We start from the raw sequence: 18451 nt of genomic DNA on the forward strand, positions 1-18451 counted from the left end.
GGCGAGGACGGAGCGCGCCCTGTCAGTGCGCCAGTACGGCCAGCAGAAGAAGCGCGATGATGTTGGTGATCTTGATCATCGGGTTCACGGCCGGGCCTGCGGTGTCCTTGTAGGGATCACCAACGGTGTCGCCGGTGACCGACGCCTTGTGCGCCTCCGAGCCCTTTTCATGCTTCACGCCATCGGCGTCCACGAAACCGTCCTCGAAGGATTTCTTGGCATTGTCCCAGGCACCGCCGCCGGCGGTCATGGAAATCGCCACGAAGAGACCGGTCACAATCACGCCCAGAAGCATTGCGCCCAACGCCGAGAAGGCCTCGTTCTTGCCGGCAATCGCATAGACCACGGCGAATGCGACAAGCGGCGAAAGCACCGGCAGGAGCGAAGGAATGATCATTTCCTTGATCGCCGCCCTGGTCAGAAGGTCAACCGCCCGGCCATAATCGGGCTTCTCCCTGCCTTCCATGATGCCCGGCTTCTCGCGGAACTGCCGGCGCACCTCCTGTACGATCGCGCCCCCTGCCCGGCCAACGGCCGTCATGGAGAGGCCACCGAACAGGAATGGCAGCAGACCGCCAAACAGAAGGCCGACCACCACATATGGATTGGAGAGCGAGAAATCGACGGTAACGCCTTCAAAGAAGGTTCCGGGCTCCGCATTGGCCGCGAAGAATTTGAGATCCTCCGTATAGGCCGCGAACAGAACCAGAGCGCCGAGACCCGCCGAACCGATGGCATAGCCCTTGGTCACCGCCTTGGTCGTGTTGCCCACCGCGTCGAGCGCATCGGTCGTCTGACGCACTTCGCTTGGCAGATCCGCCATTTCGGCGATGCCGCCGGCATTGTCCGTCACCGGGCCGAACGCGTCGAGCGCCACCACCATGCCGGCCAGCGCCAGCATCGTCGTCACCGCGATGGCGATGCCGAACAGGCCCGCCAGATTGAACGACAGGATGATGCCGGCAATGATGACGATGGCCGGCAGCGCCGTCGCCTCAAGCGAGACGGCGAGGCCCTGAATGACATTGGTGCCGTGCCCGGTCACCGACGCCTGGCTGATGGAGCGGACCGGCCGATAGCCGACGCCCGTATAATATTCGGTGATCCAGATGATGAGGCCGGTCACACCGAGCCCCACCACGCCGCACCAGAAGAGCGATGCGCCGGTGAACTCCGATCCATTGCTGGCCGAGAACGCGGTCGAGCCGCCAAGCCAGCCCCAGATGATGATCGCAAGCGCCACGACCGACAGACCGGCAGTGGCCCAGAAGCCCTTGTAAAGCGCGCCCATGATGGAATTGTTGGAACCAAGCTTCACGAAGAAGGTGCCGATGATCGAGGTAACGACACAGGCAGCGCCAATCACCAGCGGGAAGAGCATCAGCGTCAGCGCCGTCTCGCCCGTAAAGAAGATCGAGGCGAGCACCATGGTGGCCACGACCGTGACCACATAGGTTTCGAACAGATCGGCGGCCATGCCGGCGCAGTCACCGACATTGTCGCCCACATTGTCGGCGATGGTGGCCGGGTTGCGCGGGTCATCTTCGGGAATGCCCGCCTCCACCTTGCCCACGAGATCGCCGCCGACATCCGCCCCCTTGGTGAAGATGCCGCCGCCGAGACGCGCGAAGATGGAGATCAGCGATGCGCCAAAACCGAGCGCGACCATAGCGTCGATGACGATGCGGTCCGTCGGTGCGTGACCGAGCGGGCCGGTGAGTATCCAGAAATAGACTGACACGCCGAGCAGTGCGAGACCGGCGACCAGAAGGCCGGTGATCGCGCCCGACTTGAAGGCGATGTCGAGGCCGGCTGCGAGGCTGTTGGATGCGGCCTGCGCCGTGCGCACATTGGCGCGCACCGAAACATGCATGCCGATGAAGCCTGCGGCGGCGGAAAGAACCGCACCGATGAGGAAGCCGATGGCCGCCACGCCGGTGAGCAGCCACCATGCGAGAATGAAGACCACGACGCCAACAATGGCGACGGTGGTGTACTGCCTTGTCAAATAAGCCTGCGCACCCTCACGGATGGCGCCGGCGATTTCCTGCATGCGTGCATTGCCCTGGTCGGCGGCCAGCACCGACCGGGTTGCCCAAATGGCATAGAGTACGGAAAGCACGCCGCAGGCGATGACCACGAAAAGCATGTTCATTGCCAATCTATCCCTTGATTTCGACCCGCAGTTGGAACCCCCTCCCGGGTCATGCTGGAAAGGCCGGCGGCATTTGCGCCCTCTCCGGCCCAATCCGCGCAGCTTGGTCGAAGCCGTGACGCACCGTCAAGGTTGTGCTGGGATAAATTGTCACACCTCCCGGAAAGACCACATGCTTTCAGGGAGATGTCAGCGCCGGGTGAAGCGGCCTCAGGCGGCCTGCTTCGTGCGCTTGCTCATAGCCAGAATGCCAAGAGCCACAAGGCATGTGGCCGCAACCGGGATAACGATCCAGGCAAGCATGTTCCAGCCGAAGGCGTTGTAGATCTGGCCCGACATCAGGGAGGCGAAAGCAGTGGTGGAGAACAGGATGAAGTCGTGCACACCCTGCACGCTGCTCTTCTCCGACGAGCGGTAGCACTCGGCAACCATGGCGGTCGCGCCGATGAAACCGAAGTTCCAGCCGATACCCAGCAGGATCAAGGCCGTCCAGAACTGCCACAGCTCAATGCCCGAAAGCGCAACGATGGCGCAGCCGATAAGCGTGACGAGACCCGTCGCGACAATGGTTTCCTTGCCGAAGCGGGCGATCAGCCGGCCGGTGATGAAGCTCGGCGCGAACATCGCCATGACGTGCCAGGAAATGCCCAGCGTTGCCTCATCCGGCGTGAATCCGCAGCCAACCATGGCCAGCGGCGCGCCGGTCATGACGAAGCTCATCAGCGCGTAGGAAGCCACGCCGCAGAACAGCGAGACCAGGAAGCGCGGCTGCAACAGGATCTGCGCCAGCGGCCTTGCCGGCTCATGATCGTCGAGCGTTGCCGAGGGCGCTTCCTTGGGGAGACGCAGGAAAGACAGAATGACCGTGCCTAAAAGACCAAGACCGATCAGAGCGGCAAACGCGCCCGCGAACATGATCGGCGCGAACAGGTCGCGCGTGTAGATGACGGTCTGCGGTCCGATGATCGCGGCAAACACACCGCCGCCCAGCACCCAGGAAATGGCGCGCGGCTTGAAATCGGCCGGCGCATTGTCTGCGGCTGCAAAGCGGTATTGCTGCAGGAAGGCGTTGCCGACGCCGACAAGCATCAAGCCGAGGGCAAAGAGCCAGAAACTGCTCTGGAAGAGCGCGCTCGCCGCGACGAAACCGCCACAGGCGGTGACAAGACCGCCGGCCATGAAGCCATTGCGGCGGCCGACGGCGCGCATCAGCGCTGCGGCGGGAAGGGCGCCAAGCGCGATGCCGACATTGAAGCCGGTGACGGGCGCGGTTGCGAGCGACTTGTCGCTGCCAAGGAGATAGAAGCCCGCGAGACCGCCCATGGAAATGGCGATCGGGGCAGCGGAGCCGACGATGGCCTGGGCGGAAGCGAGGATTAATGCAGTGCGTTTCGCCTCACGGTACAGGTCATCGCGCGTTCCAGTCATTCCTTGTCTTTCCCCCTGCCCTCATCACGGCTGCGCCGGGCGACCCGGTCGAGCACGGCATTGACGAGCTTGGGCTCGTCCTCGGTGTAGAACGCCTTGGCGATGTCCACATATTCGGAAACGATTACCGCGACCGGCACATCCCGGCGGCGCGTCAGCTCGAACACACCGGCGCGCAGAATAGCGCGCAGGGTCGAATCGAGCCGCGACAGCGGCCAGTCTTCGGTCAGCGATTTGCGGATCACCGGGTCGATGGTTTTCTGGTCTTCCACCACACCCGCCAGAATGGCGCGGAACCACTGCGGATCGGCATCGCGGTAAAGCTCGCCGTCGATCTCCTTGCCGAGCCGGAAAAGCTCGTATTCAGCGGTGGTTTCCAGAAGGCCGGTGCCGGCCACATCCATCTGGTAAAGCGCCTGAACGGCGGCCAGCCGTGCGGCGCCGCGTTTGTTGGCCGGGCGAAAGCCGTCTGCGGTCGGTACGGTCACATCAAGCTCCCAGGCGCTGTTTGAGCGCAATCATCGTCAGTGCCGCTTCGGCGGCGAAATGTCCCTTGCCCATGCTCTCGCCGCTGGTGCCTTCGCTCTGTTCGATGCGGGCCAGAGCCTGCGCTTCGTTCTCGACGGTCAGGATACCATTGCCGATGGCAAGGTTCTGCTGCACCGAAAGGTCCATCAGCGCACGGCTCGACTCGTTGGCCACTACGTCAAAATGATAAGTCTCACCACGGATGACGCAGCCAAGCGCCACATAGCCGTGATAGACAGGGCCACCATTGCCGGACGCGGCAAAGGCGATTGCAGCCGGCACTTCAAGCGCGCCAGGCACAGTCACCACATCATAATCGGCGCCGGCTGCCTCAAGCGCGGCTTTCGCGCCTTCCAGCAGGCCATCGGCCAGGTGGTCGTAAAAACGGGCTTCGACGATCAGCAGCCTCAGGGGGCGCGCATCGGCCATGGTCATTCTCCGCACGGCAAACAATTCAGAAAGAGAAGCGCTGCCTTAAGCCTCTTTGGCGGCATCCGCAAGACGTGCGGCGTAACGCGCCATCGTATCGACCTCGATATTCACCCGGTCGCCCACCGCGCGCTGCCCCCAGGTGGTGACCGCGAGCGAGTGATGAATGAGGAGAACATCGAACCGAACGCCCTCGACACGGTTGACCGTGAGGGATGTGCCGTCCAGCGCCACCGAGCCTTTCGGCGCGATGAATTTGGCGAGCTCTTTCGGCGCTTCCAGCACAAAACGGACCGCTTCGCCCTCATCCCGGCGCTCGACGATTTCGGCCATGCCGTCCACATGGCCCGAGACAATATGTCCGCCCAGCTCGTCGCCCACCTTGAGCGCGCGTTCCAGATTGATGCGCTGGCCGGACTGCCAGTCGGCAACCGTTGTCAGCCGCAGCGCCTCTTCCCAGGCTTCCACCTCGAACCAGCGGGTGTTCGCGCCCTCTTCAGGCAGTTTCACCACGGTGAGGCAGACGCCCGAACAGGCGATGGACGCACCGATGTCGATGGTCGCCGGATCGTAATTCGTCTCGATGCGCAGGAGCACGCCCTCATCACGCGGGGTGACCGATTGCACGGTGCCGATATCAGTGACAATGCCGGTGAACATCAGCCGCCTTTCACATATTCGCGGTAAACATCTTCGCCGAACCGCGCCTCGCGCAGCAGGCCGAAACCTTCGGGGATATGGTCGAAATCAACCGGTGCGGCAATTCCACCAGCCCCGATTTCCGATGGCCCAGCATAGAGCGCAAGCCGGTCGACCAGCCCTTCTTCAAGGAACCGTCTGGCGGTGAAGGCACCGCCCTCGACCATGAGCGTTGCAATGCCGCGCGCCGCCAGGTCTTCCAGAAGTTCCGGCAGCGCAATCTGGCCTTCATGCACTTCGACACCGAGAAAATCGACGCCCGCCTCGGCCAGCGCCCTGCGTTTGTCGCTCGGGCAATCACTGGCGGCTGTCAGAAGAACCGGCACATCGCGGGCCGTGCGCGCCAGAGCCGAGTTTGTCGGCAGCTTCATGTCGCGATCAAGAACGATACGCAGCGGCGAGCGCGCCTGAACCCCCGGCAGGCGGCAGGTCAGAGACGGATCGTCAGCCAGTGCCGTGCCGATGCCGACAAGGATCGCATCGCTTTCGGCCCGCATCATGTGCACCTGCCGGCGCGAAGCGGGACCGGTGATGGCGATCTGCCCCTCCCCCATGCGGCCAATCATGCCGTCAGCCGATAAGGCAAGCTTGAGAGTCACTTCCGGGCGTTTTTTCTCGGAGCGCATGAGATAGCCGCGCAGCATGTCTGCCGCTTCGTCGGCCAGAACGCCCTCCACGACCTCAATGCCCGCCTCGCGCAGAATGGCGTAGCCATTGCCGCTGACGCGGGGGTCGGGATCGGCGGCAGCGCCCACAACGCGGGCAATGCCGGCATTCACCAGCGCGTTGGCGCAGGGCGGCGTGCGGCCATGGTGAGCGCAGGGCTCTAGCGTGACATAGGCCGTCGCGCCGCGTGCAGCCTCGCCCGCCTCCGCCAGCGCCTGCGGTTCGGCATGGGGGCGGCCGCCAATGGCCGTCACGCCGCGCCCGACAATCTGCGGGCCGGCGCCATCGTCGCGGACGATCAGTGTTCCAACGGAGGGATTGGTTCCGGCAAGACCCATATGCCGGCGTGAAAGCCGGATGGCCGACGCCATGAAACGCCGGTCGAGATCGCTGGCCGACGCCCTGCCGGTGTCCATCCTATCCCTCGTTTTCCTCATTGCCTTTCAGCTCGCCAAGAACGTCCTGGAAATCCTTGGCTTCGCGGAAATTGCGATAAACGGAGGCGAAGCGCACATAGGCAATGTCATCGAGCACTTTCAGCGCATCAATGACCAGAAGGCCGATATCATCGGAGGGGATCTCCGTCTCGCCGGAGCTTTCCAGCTGGCGCACGATGCCGGTGACCGCACGCTCGATGCGCTCCGGCTCGACATTGCGCTTTCTGAGCGCGATGTCGAAGGAACGCATCAGCTTGTCGCGGTCAAACGGCACCTTGCGGCCCGACCGCTTGACCACCACCAGATCGCGCAGCTGAATGCGCTCAAACGTGGTGAAGCGCCCGCCGCAATCGGGACAGGCGCGCCGTCTGCGGATTGCCGCCCCGTCTTCTGCGGGGCGGGAATCCTTTACCTGTGTGTCTTCCGACTGACAGTACGGACAGCGCATATCGGGCCCTTGTTCACGAATCCATTCGTGACAGGCTTACCCCAGATAGGGGTAGAGCGGGAAGCGCTCGGTGAGCGCGATCACCTTGTCCTTCACAGCCTGCTCGACCTGAGCATTGCCTTCGTCGGAATTGGCGACCTTGAGGCCGTCCAGAACCTCGGCGATCAGCTGGCCGATCTCGCGGAACTCGGCAGCGCCGAAACCGCGCGTCGTGCCGGCCGGCGTGCCAAGACGGATGCCGGAGGTGACGAAGGGCTTTTCAGGGTCGAACGGAATGCCGTTCTTGTTACAGGTGATGTTGGCACGGCCAAGAGCTGCCTCGGCGCGCTTGCCCGTGGCGTTCTTCGGACGCAGGTCGACCAGCATCAGGTGGTTGTCGGTGCCGCCGGACACGATGTCGAGGCCGGTGTCCTTCAGGCTCTCGGCCAGTGCACGGGCGTTGGTGACGACGTTGCGCGCATAGGTCTTGAACTCAGGTTCAAGCGCCTCGCCCAGAGCAACCGCCTTGGCGGCGATGACGTGCATCAGGGGGCCGCCCTGAAGACCAGGGAAGACGGCGGAGTTGAACTTTTTCGCCAGCGCCTCGTCATTGGTCAGGATCATGCCGCCACGCGGGCCGCGCAGCGACTTGTGCGTGGTGGTGGTGACCACGTGGGCGTGCGGCAGCGGCGACGGATGCTCGCCAGCGGCCACAAGACCTGCAATGTGGGCCATGTCGACCATGAGCCACGCGCCAACCTCGTCAGCGATCTCGCGGAAACGCTTCCAGTCCCACACGCGCGAATAGGCCGTGCCGCCGGCAAGGATCAGCTTCGGCTTGTGTTCCTTTGCCAGACGCTCCACCTCGTCCATGTCGAGCAGGTGGTCGTCCTTGCGAACGCCGTAGGAGATCGGGTTGAACCACTTGCCGGACATGTTGACCGGGGAACCGTGCGTCAGGTGACCGCCGGAATTCAGGTCGAGGCCCATGAAGCTGTCGCCCGGCTGCAGAAGCGCGAGGAAGACGGCCTGGTTCATCTGCGAACCGGAATTCGGCTGAACGTTCGCGAAGGCGCAGCCGAACAGCTTCTTGGCACGCTCGATCGCCAGTTCCTCGACGATATCGACATACTGGCAACCGCCATAATACCGCTTGCCCGGATAACCTTCCGCGTATTTGTTCGTCAGCACCGTACCCTGCGCTTCCATCACAGCGCGCGAAACGATGTTTTCCGAGGCGATCAGCTCGATTTCGTGACGCTGACGGCCCAGTTCCTGACGGATTGCGGCAAAGATTTCCTGGTCGCTGTCTTCGAGCGGGCGGGTGAAGAAGGCATCGGCCTCGCTTGAAGCGGCGGCGGTCGCAAGTGCCATGGCGGTTTATTCCCTTCGATGATGGATCAAATGCGGAAGACGGGCATCTAGCATTTTTCCCTCGCCGCCACCACGCCCGCAGACGAAAATTTATCCTCCAAAAACGAAGCAACCGCCCGGTTTCGGGCGGCTGCGGCAATTGACCGTAGGATATTGCGCTCGGGCCGAGCCGTCGCTTTCGGCAGACTCGCATCGGCCCGTCTTCGTTTCAGAAGACACCCTCATGCGCCCGTCAGGCAATGCAGCCCGACGACGACACGCTAAAGCGCCGTCGAGATCTGCAGCTCGCTCGCCCCGTCGCGGGCATAGATGTCGTCGCGCAGATGCACGGCGCCATCGCCGGTCGACCAGGCGGAAATATAGGTGAAATAGACCGGCACCGGATTGGACAGCGCGACGCGCACATCCTCTTCGGTCTGAATGGTCTGCTCGATGCGGCGACGGCCCCAGCCATCGGTCTCGCTCAGGAGCCAGGTCACCAGGTCGCGCACATTCTGCACGCGCACACAGCCCGACGAATAGAACCGGTCGAGATCGCGGAACATGCCCTGCTGGGGCGTGTCATGCATGTAGACCGCATGCGGGTTCGGGAAGTTGATCTTGATCGACGCCATGGCGTTGATCCGGCCCGGATCCTGCCGGAAGCGGTATTTTGCGGCATCATCCGTCGACCAGTCGACCGTCAGCGGATCCACTTCGCTGCCATTGGGCGCGATCAGGCGGATATTGTTGTCGGTTAGGTAACTGGGGTTCTTGCGCATCAGCGGAATGATGTCCTTGCGGACAATCGACACCGGCGCATTCCAGTAGGGATTGATGATGATTTCGTTGATCTTGGAATTCAGGATCGGCGTCTGGCGGTCCACCTTGCCAACAATGGCGGTGTGGCGCAGCACGACGCGGCCCGTATCCACGGCCTCGATCTCGGCGGCGGGAATGTTCACCACCACATAGCGATTGCCCATGGAGCCCGCCATGGAGGTGAGCCGGCCCAGATTGGTCTGAAGCTGGCCAAGGCGAATGGCCGCCGGAACATTGAGAGCCGCAAAGGTGTGCGGTCCGGTAACGCCGTCGGCAGGAAGGCCATGGCGGGTCTGGAAGCGCTTGACCGCCGCTTCAACATAGGAATCGAACGACTGCGACATGCCCGCACGCGGCGAGAGATCGCCGGACACCATCAGTCTGCGGCGCAGGACCTCCACATTGGGATCGACCACACCGACCTGAAGCTTTTTGTTGTCGGGAACGCGCGGCCACCCGCCCTGTGACACGATGTTGGAATATTCCATGATCGCGCGCTGAAGGTAGGAAACGGTTTCCTGACTGAAGATGGGAAGATTGGTCGCAACCTTGCCGCCGGCGCTGGCGCGAGCATCAAACTGATCGTTCCAGGCGCCACGCCTTGGCGAACGGATGATCGCGTCAAGAAAGTCCTGGGCGTTGGCGGCTCCGGCCATCGCTGCCGTAGCGGCAGCACCGGCACCGGTTAAAAACATACGGCGGTTCGTCTTCATACGCGTGTCCGAGCTCTCTGTGGCTAGCACCCCTCCGGGAGGGCTGCGGGCAGTGTTGCGGCCTGACCATGCCGCGACTGCGTTAAGAATCCGCGAACCTTATTCAAAAATGGCGCTCGCACGCCAAGCGGCTCCTGCACCTTAGGTTCCACCGGATTATGACCTTAACGTGACCAGCAGTCACCTATCGCAAAATAACGGATGCGTGAAGGCCGGCGTCCCGCCACGCCGGCCTTCGAATGACTGCACACCGGCGCGCAGTCAGGTGATCAAGGCGAGACTACATACGGTAGGCGATGGAATCGTTCCAGAAGCGATCAAGGCGCTGGAGGGCACGATTCATCTGGCTGAACTCATCGGCGCTGATGCCGCCGACCTGCTCGATGGAGCCGATGTGACGGTTGTAGAGACCTTCGACAACCTTTGCCACCTGGACACCCTTCGGCGTCAGGCTGATGCGCACCGAACGACGGTCGACGCGCGAGCGCTGATGGTTGACGAAGCCGAGATCAACCAGCTTCTTGAGATTGTAGGAAACATTGGAGCCGAGATAGTAGCCGCGCGAGCGCAGCTCGCCTGCCGTCAGTTCCGTGTCACCGATGTTGAAGAGCAGCAGCGCCTGAATGGCGTTGATGTCGCTGCGGCCGTTGCGCTCGAACTCATCCTTGATGACGTCGAGCAGACGGCGGTGCAGGCGCTCCACAAGCTGAAGGGATTCAAGATAAAGAGAACGCAGTGCATCCGAGCGTTCTTCATTCGAAGCGGCAGGTTTCGCCGCGGGTCGCGAAGTATTCATAACTAAAGCCTCTCGTTTGACGCCGGTGATTTTTGTTTTTTGTCTCACCTTGACCCGAACCTAGCGAAGGCATCTAAAATTCGACTTAAACACTAGCCTTAACAACGCCTTACAAAAGCCAACGCTGCTAATACGGCTAACAGGCAGTAAACCCGCCTGTGGACATTCGATGAAAGCTCTAGAGATTAAGGGGATGCCGCTTGTGGCCTGAAACCGGGCCTGCCCCTAAAGCATCGCCTGCCGCTTGCGGCGGTAGCGCGCAATGCGCAAACCGGCATAGGTAATCGCCACGAGAAGGTGAAAACCCAACAGCGGATAATTGTGCCCGAACATCTCTGGCATGAAGCCGTACATGGCCACTTCCGTGCCGGCGCACAGAAACCAGATGACCGCTCCCCATGGCGCGACCAGCCAGAGACCGACGGACGCAAACGGATAAAGCACGGCCAGAACGATGCTCGCCACCTGCCAGTGGATCGGCATCAGGTCGAACCGCCACATGAGCCCGGGATAAAAACCGAGCAGCCGCACCCAGTACACAAGCCCCATGACGAGGCAGACGAGCGCGACAATACGGTGGAACGCGTAATAGGCTGCTTCAAGCTGGGAGGGCCGCGCCGAAGGCAGACCCGAGAGCGTTTCAACTTTCACAGCGCCAGCTCCTTGCCCGGCAGGGGCGCGAAATAGGCGTCAATGTCCTCATCCTTCACGCCGTCGAGCGTATCGGGCTTCCAGTGGGGCGTGCTCCCCTTCTCCACCAGAACAGCGCGGATGCCTTCATAGAAGTCGTGCCCGGTGAGCATGCGGTTCAGGATGCGGAATTCCATATGCATGCACTCGTCCATGGTCAGCATCGCGCCGGCGCGGACCTGACGAAACGCGACGTGAAGACTGGTGGGCGAGCGCCTGGCGATGGTCGCAGCCGTCTTCTGCACCCATTCGTCCTGATCCTCGCCAAGCGACTGCAGGACCTCCGCAAGCGTGCCGAAAGAAAAATGGCTGGCAATCGCATGCAGCGCGCCGTCATCCATTTCGCGTTCCGCAGTTCCGGCAAATGCTGCCAGCGTCGCATCCACATCACCGCCCTCGCACAGGGCCCGGGTCAATGCCGGCAGTTCCGCCGCATCGACCGCGTGCGTGGCAAGCCCCGTGGCGCAGGCGTCACCCCTGCGAATGCGGTTTCCGGTGAGCGCCAGATACATGCCGAATTCGCCCGGCAGGCGCGAAAGCAGGAAACTGCCGCCGACATCGGGGAAAAAGCCGATACCGACTTCGGGCATGGCGAAGATGGCGTTTTCCGTCATCACGCGATGCGAACCATGGAAGGAGACGCCAACGCCGCCGCCCATGACAATGCCGTCGATCAGCGCCACATAGGGTTTGGGGAAACGGGCAATTGCCGCATTGAGCCGATACTCGTCTGCAAAGAAATCCGGCTTTGCCTCGCCGGCAAGCCCGGCTTTGTAAACATCGAGAATGTCGCCGCCGGCGGAGAAGGCGCGCCCCTCCCCGCGAATGATCACGAGCTGAACCGCATCGTCCGCCTCCCAGGCGGAAAGCGCGCGGGCGAGCGCCCGAACCATGCCGTGATTGACCGCATTGAGGGAAGAAGGCCGGTTGAGCGTCACGATCCCGGCGCATCCGACCTGTTCGAACAGGATTTCCTCAGCGCCACCGAAATCGACTTTCACAGCCACCCCCAGATCGTTGCAACCACGCGCAGGCCTTTCTAGCTGATTATTCGCCGCTTTCCGCCCCGTCAATGCTATAAGGAACTGCGACCACAGGGCACCGGACCCGCACTTGGACCCACAGGGCCTGCATGATAGAGAGGCGCCACACTGGAGTCGAAGCCGTGAACAAGTTTTCCCGCACCATGAACAGCCCCGCCATACGCCGCACCGTCGATGAGATCACCGGCAGCCGCCGCCTGCGCCGCACGCGCAAAGCCGACTGGTCGCGCCGCCTCGTGCGCGAGAACCATCTGACGGTGGACGATCTGATCTGGCCGCTGTTCCTCATGGAGGGCGAGAACCGGCAGGAATCGCTTTCCGCCATGCCCGGCGTCATGCGCCACACGGTCGACCATGCGGTCCGGCAGGCCGAATACGCCGCAAAGCTCGGCATTCCGGCCATCGCCACCTTTCCCAATATCGATCCCGCGCGCCGCGACGAGACCGGCTCCCACAGCCTCGACCCGGACAATCTGATCAACCGCGCCACCCGCGCCATCAAGGAAGCGGTGCCGGAGATCGGCATCATCACGGATGTGGCGCTCGACCCCTTCACCAGCCATGGTCATGACGGCATCCTGCGCGATGGCGAGATCATCAATGATGAAACGGTCGCCCAGATCGCGGCTGCGGCCGTTGGCCAGGCTGAAGCCGGCGCGGACATCATCGCTCCCTCCGACATGATGGACGGGCGCATCGGCGCCATTCGCGACGCGCTCGACCAGAACGGCTTCCAGAACGTGGCGATCATGTCCTACGCGACGAAATTCGCCTCCGCCTTCTATGGCCCCTATCGCGAGGCCATCGGCACGGGCGGTCTGCTGAAGGGCGACAAGAAGACCTATTACATCGATCCGGCCAATTCCGACGAAGCGCTGCGCGAAGCCGAGCAGGACCTTCAGGAAGGTGCGGACATGCTGATCGTTAAGCCCGGCCTTCCCTATATCGACATTGTCCGCCAGCTGAAGGACACGTTCTCCGTGCCGACCTTCGCCTATCAGGTGTCCGGCGAATACGCGATGATCCGCGCGGCAGCCGCCAATGGCTGGATCGACGGCGAGCGCGCCATGCTGGAAAGCCTGCTTTCCTTCAAGCGCGCGGGCTGCGACGGAATTCTCACCTATTTTGCCGCCGAAGTGGCCGAATTGCTCTGATTTTGCTCGAAAAATCTTGAAGCGCCGCGTGAACGCACCCATTTTTCATTTGTTCGACAAACCAATGAAGGAACGTTCATGACGGCCACAAGGCCCCTCGACGGCGAAATCATCGATCCCGCACGGGATGACTGGCATCTTTATCGCGGCGTTCGCACGCGGCGCATCTTCGCGTTCTGCATCGACTACCTGTTGATCGGGCTGATGATGGTTCCCGTCGCAATCATCGTTGCCCTTCTGGGCGTGATGACTTTGGGACTTGGCTGGCTTCTGTTCGGCATCCTCGCCCCGCTCACCGCCCTTCTCTACGTCGCGATGACCCTTGGCGGTCGCAGACAGGCGACGCTCGGCATGCAATTCATGGACGTCAAACTTGTCCGCCTCGACGGCGGGCGCGTCGATTCCATGCTGGCCGTGGTTCACACGGTTCTGTTCTGGGCCGGCAATGCGGTTCTGACGCCGCTGATCCTGCTCGCAAGCCTGTTCCTCGATTACAAGCGCACCGTCCATGATCTGCTTCTGGGCACGGTTGTGGTGCGAACGAGCTGATAATCGAAATTATCGCAAAAGTTGCATCTTTAACGACGCTATACACTTCTGATTTATCAAAACAAGATCGCTCGCTATCGTGAGGCGTTTTCGAACCCTTGATTGATTATGCGAGCGACTTTGATGACCAATACATTTGATCTTAGCCCCCAGCTGACCGCACCGCCCGGAGACCGGCAACCAGATTTCATCGTGCGACAGGGCACGTGGCTGCATTTGCGGCGATGCCTGGCCTTCCTGTTGGATTACGCCCTGTATGCATTGCTGGCCGTTATTCTGTTCGTTCTGGCAACAATGCTCATGGAGTATGTCGTGTTGCACTGGATTGCACCCGACCGGATGCCGGGAGACATACCGACTGCTCTTTATACGCTTTCCAAGGCCGCGGCCGGAATGGCAACGCTGGTCGCCGTCATTCTCTACATCAGGGCGACGCTCGGGGGGCGCTACCAGGCGACCCTCGGCATGCGCGTGTTCAGTCTGCGACTGGAACGGCTCGACAGCGTCGAGATCACACCCCGCTACGCAACCGCACATACCCTGCTAGCAGTCGCTCTCTGCACGCTCTTCAGCCCGCTGATTCTGCTTGCCGCATTCTTTCTGTCGCACAGACAGACCGTGCATGACCGGCTGCTCGATACGGTGATGGTGAGAACCGACTGACGACGGCTTTTTGAAACGCGGCGCCTGCCGCGCTTCGGCCCTCCTGCGACAAGCAAATTCCTTTCCCGTCGGAAGACGCGAAAGCCTTTCCTTTGCCCGCCTTTTGCCGGCATCGGCAAATCCATGCTTGCGGCGCGACCGCTCGTGCTTATTCTCCTGACCTTGCAGGCAGGCATTGGGTATGGCCTGCGGGGACAGTTTCAAGCGGCGGGAGCTGAATGGCCGATTTCCATCTCTGGGCGACCTACGCTATCATTTTCGCCACGGTCGCCGCCTATATCAGCGAACGCTTCACGCTCGAGCTTGTCGCCCTTGGCAGCCTCGTGGCGTTCCTCGCGCTTTTCGCCTTCATTCCTTACGAGAACGCATCCGGCGGCCTGCCGCCCGAAGAGCTTCTTTCAGGCTTCGCCAACCCGGCGCTCGCGACGGTTCTGGCCCTCCTGATCGTCGGTCAGGGCCTGTTTGCCACCGATGCTCTGGACAAGCCCGCGCGCATTCTCGCCAGATCGGCCGGCGGGTCGAGCACCCGCACAATCATCATCACGCTTGTGACGGCAGCCCTGCTCAGCGCCATTTTGAACAACACGCCGGTGGTGGTGATCTTCATTCCGGTGCTGATCGTCTTTGCCGCGCAGCGCAATTTCCCGGTTTCCAAGGCACTGATGCCGCTTTCCTTCATGACCATTCTGGGGGGCATGACAACGCTGATCGGCTCGTCCACCAACCTTTTGGTTGCCGGTGTTGCCGCCAAGGCGGGCATCGGAATCGGATTCTTCGACATCACCCTGCCGGGCTTTATGCTGGCCGCAGCCGGCGCGCTTTATGTCTTCTTTCTGATGCCGCGCATCCTGCGCGATTCGAGCAATGAGAAGACCTTCCGGCAGGTGCAGTCGGGCACGCAGTTCATCGGTGAAATCCGCATCGTGCCCGGCCACCCCTTCATCGGCAAGGAATCGAAAGCCGGTCTCTTTCAGGGGCTCGGCGATCTGACCCCGCGCCTCATCATACGGCGCGGCATGAGCTTTCATCCCCCGTTCGAGAATGTGGTGCTTTCCGAAGGCGACCGGCTGATGGTAACGGCCACCCGCCGCGCCTTCACCCAGGCGCTTTCGCATGGGGCGGCCGGCCACATGGCCGAGGGGCAGACCGAGGCGGCGCGGGTTGGCCCGGACTATCACATCGCCGAAGCCGTGATCCCGCCGGGTTCGCGCCATGCAGGGCGCACCATCCGCAATGCCGGCATTGAGACCGAGCACGGCGTTCACATGCTCGGCGTCCAGCGCAAGAGCCGCATGGGCCGCACACCGGTCTCCGACATCCGGCTGGAGCCCGGCGACACGATCCTTGTCGGCGGCACCGACCGCGCCTTCGAGGATCTGCGCGAAAGCCACGACCTGCTCGTTCTCGAATGGTCGGCAGAACCCGTGCCGCAGCGTCGCAAGGCCTGGATCTCCTTCGTCATCTTTGCCGGCATCGTGGTGACCGCCGCTCTGGACATCGCGCCGATCGTCGCCACGGCAATCGCCGGCGCCTTCGCCATGATCGCGACCGGCTGCCTGACGCTGGCGCAGGCCGGCCGCGCCTTCGACCGGCAGATATTCCTTCTGGTGGGCTCGGCCATTGCCGCCGCCACGGCGCTGGAACGCACCGGGGGCGCAAACCTGATCGCCGACAGCGCGGTCGCGCTCCTCGACGGTCAGAGCCCCGCCATCATTCTGTCGGGCTATTTCGCCGTCGTGGCCGTGCTGACCAATTTCCTGTCCAACAATGCAACGGCGGTGCTGTTCACACCCATCGGGCTTGGCATCGCGGCCGCCATCGGCGCGCCGGCGGAAGCCTTCATCGCGGCCACGATCTTCGCCGCCAACTGCTCTTTCGCCACCCCCATCGGCTACCAGACCAACCTGATGGTCATGGGGCCGGGTCACTACTCCTTCCGTGACTTCATGAAGGCCGGCATGCCGCTGGTGGCGATAATTTGGTTGACGTTTTCGTTTGTCGGGCCATGGTATTATGGGCTTTAGATCGCGTGCGCCCATTCTGACGCACAAAGGACGATCTGAATTATTGATGGAGCATCGGACTATCCCGAAAACCGGATTCCACGTTTCGGTCCGATGCTTCAGGACAGGAGTGACGCCCTACCGACATGACGCAGCAACCCGCCCAATCGCCGCAGTTCTTTCTGACCGCGCCTTCGCCCTGCCCTTATCTGGAAGGGCAGTTCGAGCGTAAGGTCTTCACCCATCTGGTCGGGGACAAGGCGCCCGAACTGAACGATTTGCTGACCCAGGGCGGTTTCCGCCGCTCTCAGAACATCGCCTATCGGCCTGCCTGCGAAACCTGCCGCGCCTGTGTTTCCGTACGCATTCTGGCGCAGGAGTTTCAGCCGACGAAGAACATGAAACGCATTCTGAGGCAGAATGCGGACCTGATCGGAACGGCCCAGGCGGCCGAGCCCTCCACGGAGCAGTACACGCTGTTCCGCAGCTATCTGGATGCCCGCCACAAGAAGGGCGGCATGTCGGACATGACCGTACTCGACTATGCGATGATGGTGGAGGACACCCATGTGGGCACCCAGGTGATCGAGTATCGCCGTCGCGGGCCGGACAGCTTCATCACCGGCAAGGGCGAAGGCGAGCTCATGGCCGTGGCCCTGACCGACATGATGGGCGACGGGCTGTCGATGGTTTATTCCTTCTTCAATCCCGCGCTGACCGAGCGCTCGCTCGGCACATTCATGATTCTCGACCACATCAACCGCGCCGTGGCTGCCGGTCTGCCGCATGTCTATCTGGGCTACTGGGTCAATGGATCGCGCAAAATGGCCTATAAGGTACGCTTCAAGCCGCAGGAACATCTCGGCCCGCAGGGGTGGGAGCGCGTAGACTAGCGCGCGCCACCCGGACGGGGTCTGCCAAGACGGCACATCTTCATTCCCCTTTTTCAGAGGATTGCCGCCCGTGTCCGACCCAGCCTCTTCTTCGCATGCAAAAGGCCTCGCACTGACCGCGTTTGGCGGCATGGCGCTGACCATCGACATTCCCTTAATTCGGCTTGCCGATGGCGATCCCTGGCCGATCCTGATGGTGCGTAGCGCGCTGACGGTTGCCGTGGCGCTCGCCGTCTGGTTCGTCTGGCGTCTCTTCTCACGCAATGTGCCACCGCTCATGCCCGGTCGTGTCGGCCTCGTCGTGGCGGCGCTCTACGCGCTTTCCGCACTTTGCTTCATCACCGCCGTCTACAACACCTCAACGGCCAATCTGGTGTTCATCCTCGCCTTCAATTCCATGTTCGCAGCGCTGCTCTCCTGGCTGTTCCTGAAGGAGCGACCGAAACCGGCCACGCTGATTGCCATGGGGGTGATGCTGATCGGCGTGCTGATCATTGTCGGTGGCGGCATCGGGGCTGGAAATCTGTTCGGCGACGTGATGGCGCTGAGCGCGGCCTTCCTGCTGGCGACCGCCATCACCATCACGCGCGGCAGCGGGCGCGACATGGGCTTTACGGCGCTGGTCGCCGTCATATTACCCTTCATCGTCGCCGTGATCATGACCGCCAAGACCGGCTACCGCATCGAGGCTCCCTGGTGGATCATCCTCAACGGCGCGGTGATCATGCCGATATCGTTCTTCTGCCTCTCCAACGGCCCGAAATACATTTCGGGCCCCGAGGTGGCGATGTTCTATCTTCTGGAAACCGTTCTTGCGCCCGTCTGGGTGTGGCTGATTTTCTCGGAAGTGCCGAGCCGCGCAACGCTGATCGGCGGCACGATCCTGATCGTAACGCTGGTCGCCCATTCGCTCTGGCAGCTTCATTCCGGGCGCAGGCGGCGGCGCGCGCAGGCCGCACTGCGCCATCCGGTGTAGGGTGAGAAGCGCACGTCATCACCGCCC

18 protein-coding genes are annotated in these 18451 nt (G+C 62.2%); 6 read left to right on the forward strand and 12 right to left on the reverse strand.

The features are described 5' to 3' along the window. Window positions 1-22 precede the first annotated feature (22 nt). The 12 genes from AC4PTT_RS13125 to AC4PTT_RS13180 form a co-directional block, all read right to left on the reverse strand. Entirely contained in the window at window positions 23-2155 is a 2133-nt protein-coding gene (locus AC4PTT_RS13125) for a sodium-translocating pyrophosphatase (RefSeq protein ID WP_113154895.1), read from the reverse strand. Window positions 2156-2365: 210 nt separating this feature from the next. Beyond that, window positions 2366-3583, reverse strand: a complete 1218-nt coding sequence (locus AC4PTT_RS13130) for an MFS transporter (RefSeq protein WP_113154894.1) — start codon at window positions 3581-3583, stop codon at window positions 2366-2368. Then, window positions 3580-3987: a transcription antitermination factor NusB gene (gene nusB, locus AC4PTT_RS13135; RefSeq protein ID WP_222474281.1), complete on the reverse strand. Its 408-nt coding sequence runs from the start codon at window positions 3985-3987 to the stop codon at window positions 3580-3582. Before nusB ends, AC4PTT_RS13130 begins: the two co-directional genes overlap by 4 nt. 85 nt (window positions 3988-4072) lie before the next feature. Beyond that, window positions 4073-4540 (reverse strand): 6,7-dimethyl-8-ribityllumazine synthase, encoded by a 468-nt coding sequence (gene ribH / locus AC4PTT_RS13140; RefSeq protein ID WP_206546703.1) that lies wholly within the window; start codon window positions 4538-4540, stop codon window positions 4073-4075. Between the two features lie 45 nt (window positions 4541-4585). Next, window positions 4586-5200: a riboflavin synthase gene (locus tag AC4PTT_RS13145; protein ID WP_206993538.1), complete on the reverse strand. Its 615-nt coding sequence runs from the start codon at window positions 5198-5200 to the stop codon at window positions 4586-4588. After that, on the reverse strand, window positions 5200-6321 hold the full coding sequence (gene ribD, locus AC4PTT_RS13150; protein WP_492161378.1) for a bifunctional diaminohydroxyphosphoribosylaminopyrimidine deaminase/5-amino-6-(5-phosphoribosylamino)uracil reductase RibD: 1122 nt from the start codon (window positions 6319-6321) through the stop codon (window positions 5200-5202). The genes AC4PTT_RS13145 and ribD overlap by 1 nt, the downstream gene beginning before the upstream one ends. Window position 6322: 1 nt before the next feature. After that, the gene (gene nrdR, locus AC4PTT_RS13155; RefSeq protein ID WP_113154889.1) at window positions 6323-6790 is read right to left on the reverse strand and encodes a transcriptional regulator NrdR; all 468 of its coding nucleotides are present in this window, start codon (window positions 6788-6790) and stop codon (window positions 6323-6325) included. A gap of 36 nt (window positions 6791-6826) precedes the next feature. Further along, window positions 6827-8143, reverse strand: a complete 1317-nt coding sequence (glyA, locus tag AC4PTT_RS13160) for a serine hydroxymethyltransferase (RefSeq protein WP_113154888.1) — start codon at window positions 8141-8143, stop codon at window positions 6827-6829. A 260-nt stretch (window positions 8144-8403) separates the two neighbouring features. Then, window positions 8404-9657: a L,D-transpeptidase family protein gene (locus AC4PTT_RS13165; RefSeq protein ID WP_492161379.1), complete on the reverse strand. Its 1254-nt coding sequence runs from the start codon at window positions 9655-9657 to the stop codon at window positions 8404-8406. 280 nt (window positions 9658-9937) lie between these two features. After that, complete coding sequence (ldtR, locus tag AC4PTT_RS13170; protein ID WP_113154886.1) at window positions 9938-10453, reverse strand: transcriptional regulator LdtR; 516 nt, start codon at window positions 10451-10453, stop codon at window positions 9938-9940. Window positions 10454-10678: 225 nt separating this feature from the next. Then, window positions 10679-11104, reverse strand: a complete 426-nt coding sequence (locus AC4PTT_RS13175; RefSeq protein ID WP_113154885.1) for a DUF6163 family protein — start codon at window positions 11102-11104, stop codon at window positions 10679-10681. Next, window positions 11101-12144, reverse strand: a complete 1044-nt coding sequence (locus AC4PTT_RS13180; protein ID WP_492161380.1) for an enoyl-CoA hydratase/isomerase family protein — start codon at window positions 12142-12144, stop codon at window positions 11101-11103. The genes AC4PTT_RS13175 and AC4PTT_RS13180 overlap by 4 nt, the downstream gene beginning before the upstream one ends. Window positions 12145-12308: 164 nt before the next feature. On the opposite strand from AC4PTT_RS13180, the gene hemB reads away from it, so the two are divergent. From hemB to AC4PTT_RS13210, 6 genes are all read left to right on the forward strand, one after another. Then, entirely contained in the window at window positions 12309-13340 is a 1032-nt protein-coding gene (gene hemB / locus AC4PTT_RS13185; protein ID WP_492161381.1) for a porphobilinogen synthase, read from the forward strand. A 78-nt stretch (window positions 13341-13418) separates the two neighbouring features. Then, a complete protein-coding gene (locus AC4PTT_RS13190) occupies window positions 13419-13889 on the forward strand; it encodes an RDD family protein (protein WP_206549223.1) in 471 nt (156 codons plus the stop codon). A gap of 123 nt (window positions 13890-14012) precedes the next feature. Beyond that, a complete protein-coding gene (locus tag AC4PTT_RS13195) occupies window positions 14013-14552 on the forward strand; it encodes an RDD family protein (RefSeq protein WP_492161382.1) in 540 nt (179 codons plus the stop codon). A gap of 218 nt (window positions 14553-14770) precedes the next feature. Then, window positions 14771-16576: an SLC13 family permease gene (locus AC4PTT_RS13200; RefSeq protein ID WP_113154881.1), complete on the forward strand. Its 1806-nt coding sequence runs from the start codon at window positions 14771-14773 to the stop codon at window positions 16574-16576. 125 nt (window positions 16577-16701) lie between these two features. Beyond that, window positions 16702-17448 carry an arginyltransferase gene (locus tag AC4PTT_RS13205; RefSeq protein ID WP_206554501.1) on the forward strand — a complete coding sequence of 249 codons (747 nt, stop codon included), beginning with the start codon at window positions 16702-16704 and terminating at the stop codon, window positions 17446-17448. Between the two features lie 130 nt (window positions 17449-17578). Further along, complete coding sequence (locus tag AC4PTT_RS13210; RefSeq protein WP_210344102.1) at window positions 17579-18424, forward strand: DMT family transporter; 846 nt, start codon at window positions 17579-17581, stop codon at window positions 18422-18424. Window positions 18425-18451: the final 27 nt, after the last annotated feature.

Source organism: Nitratireductor sp. WH36-1 (assembly GCF_058725515.1).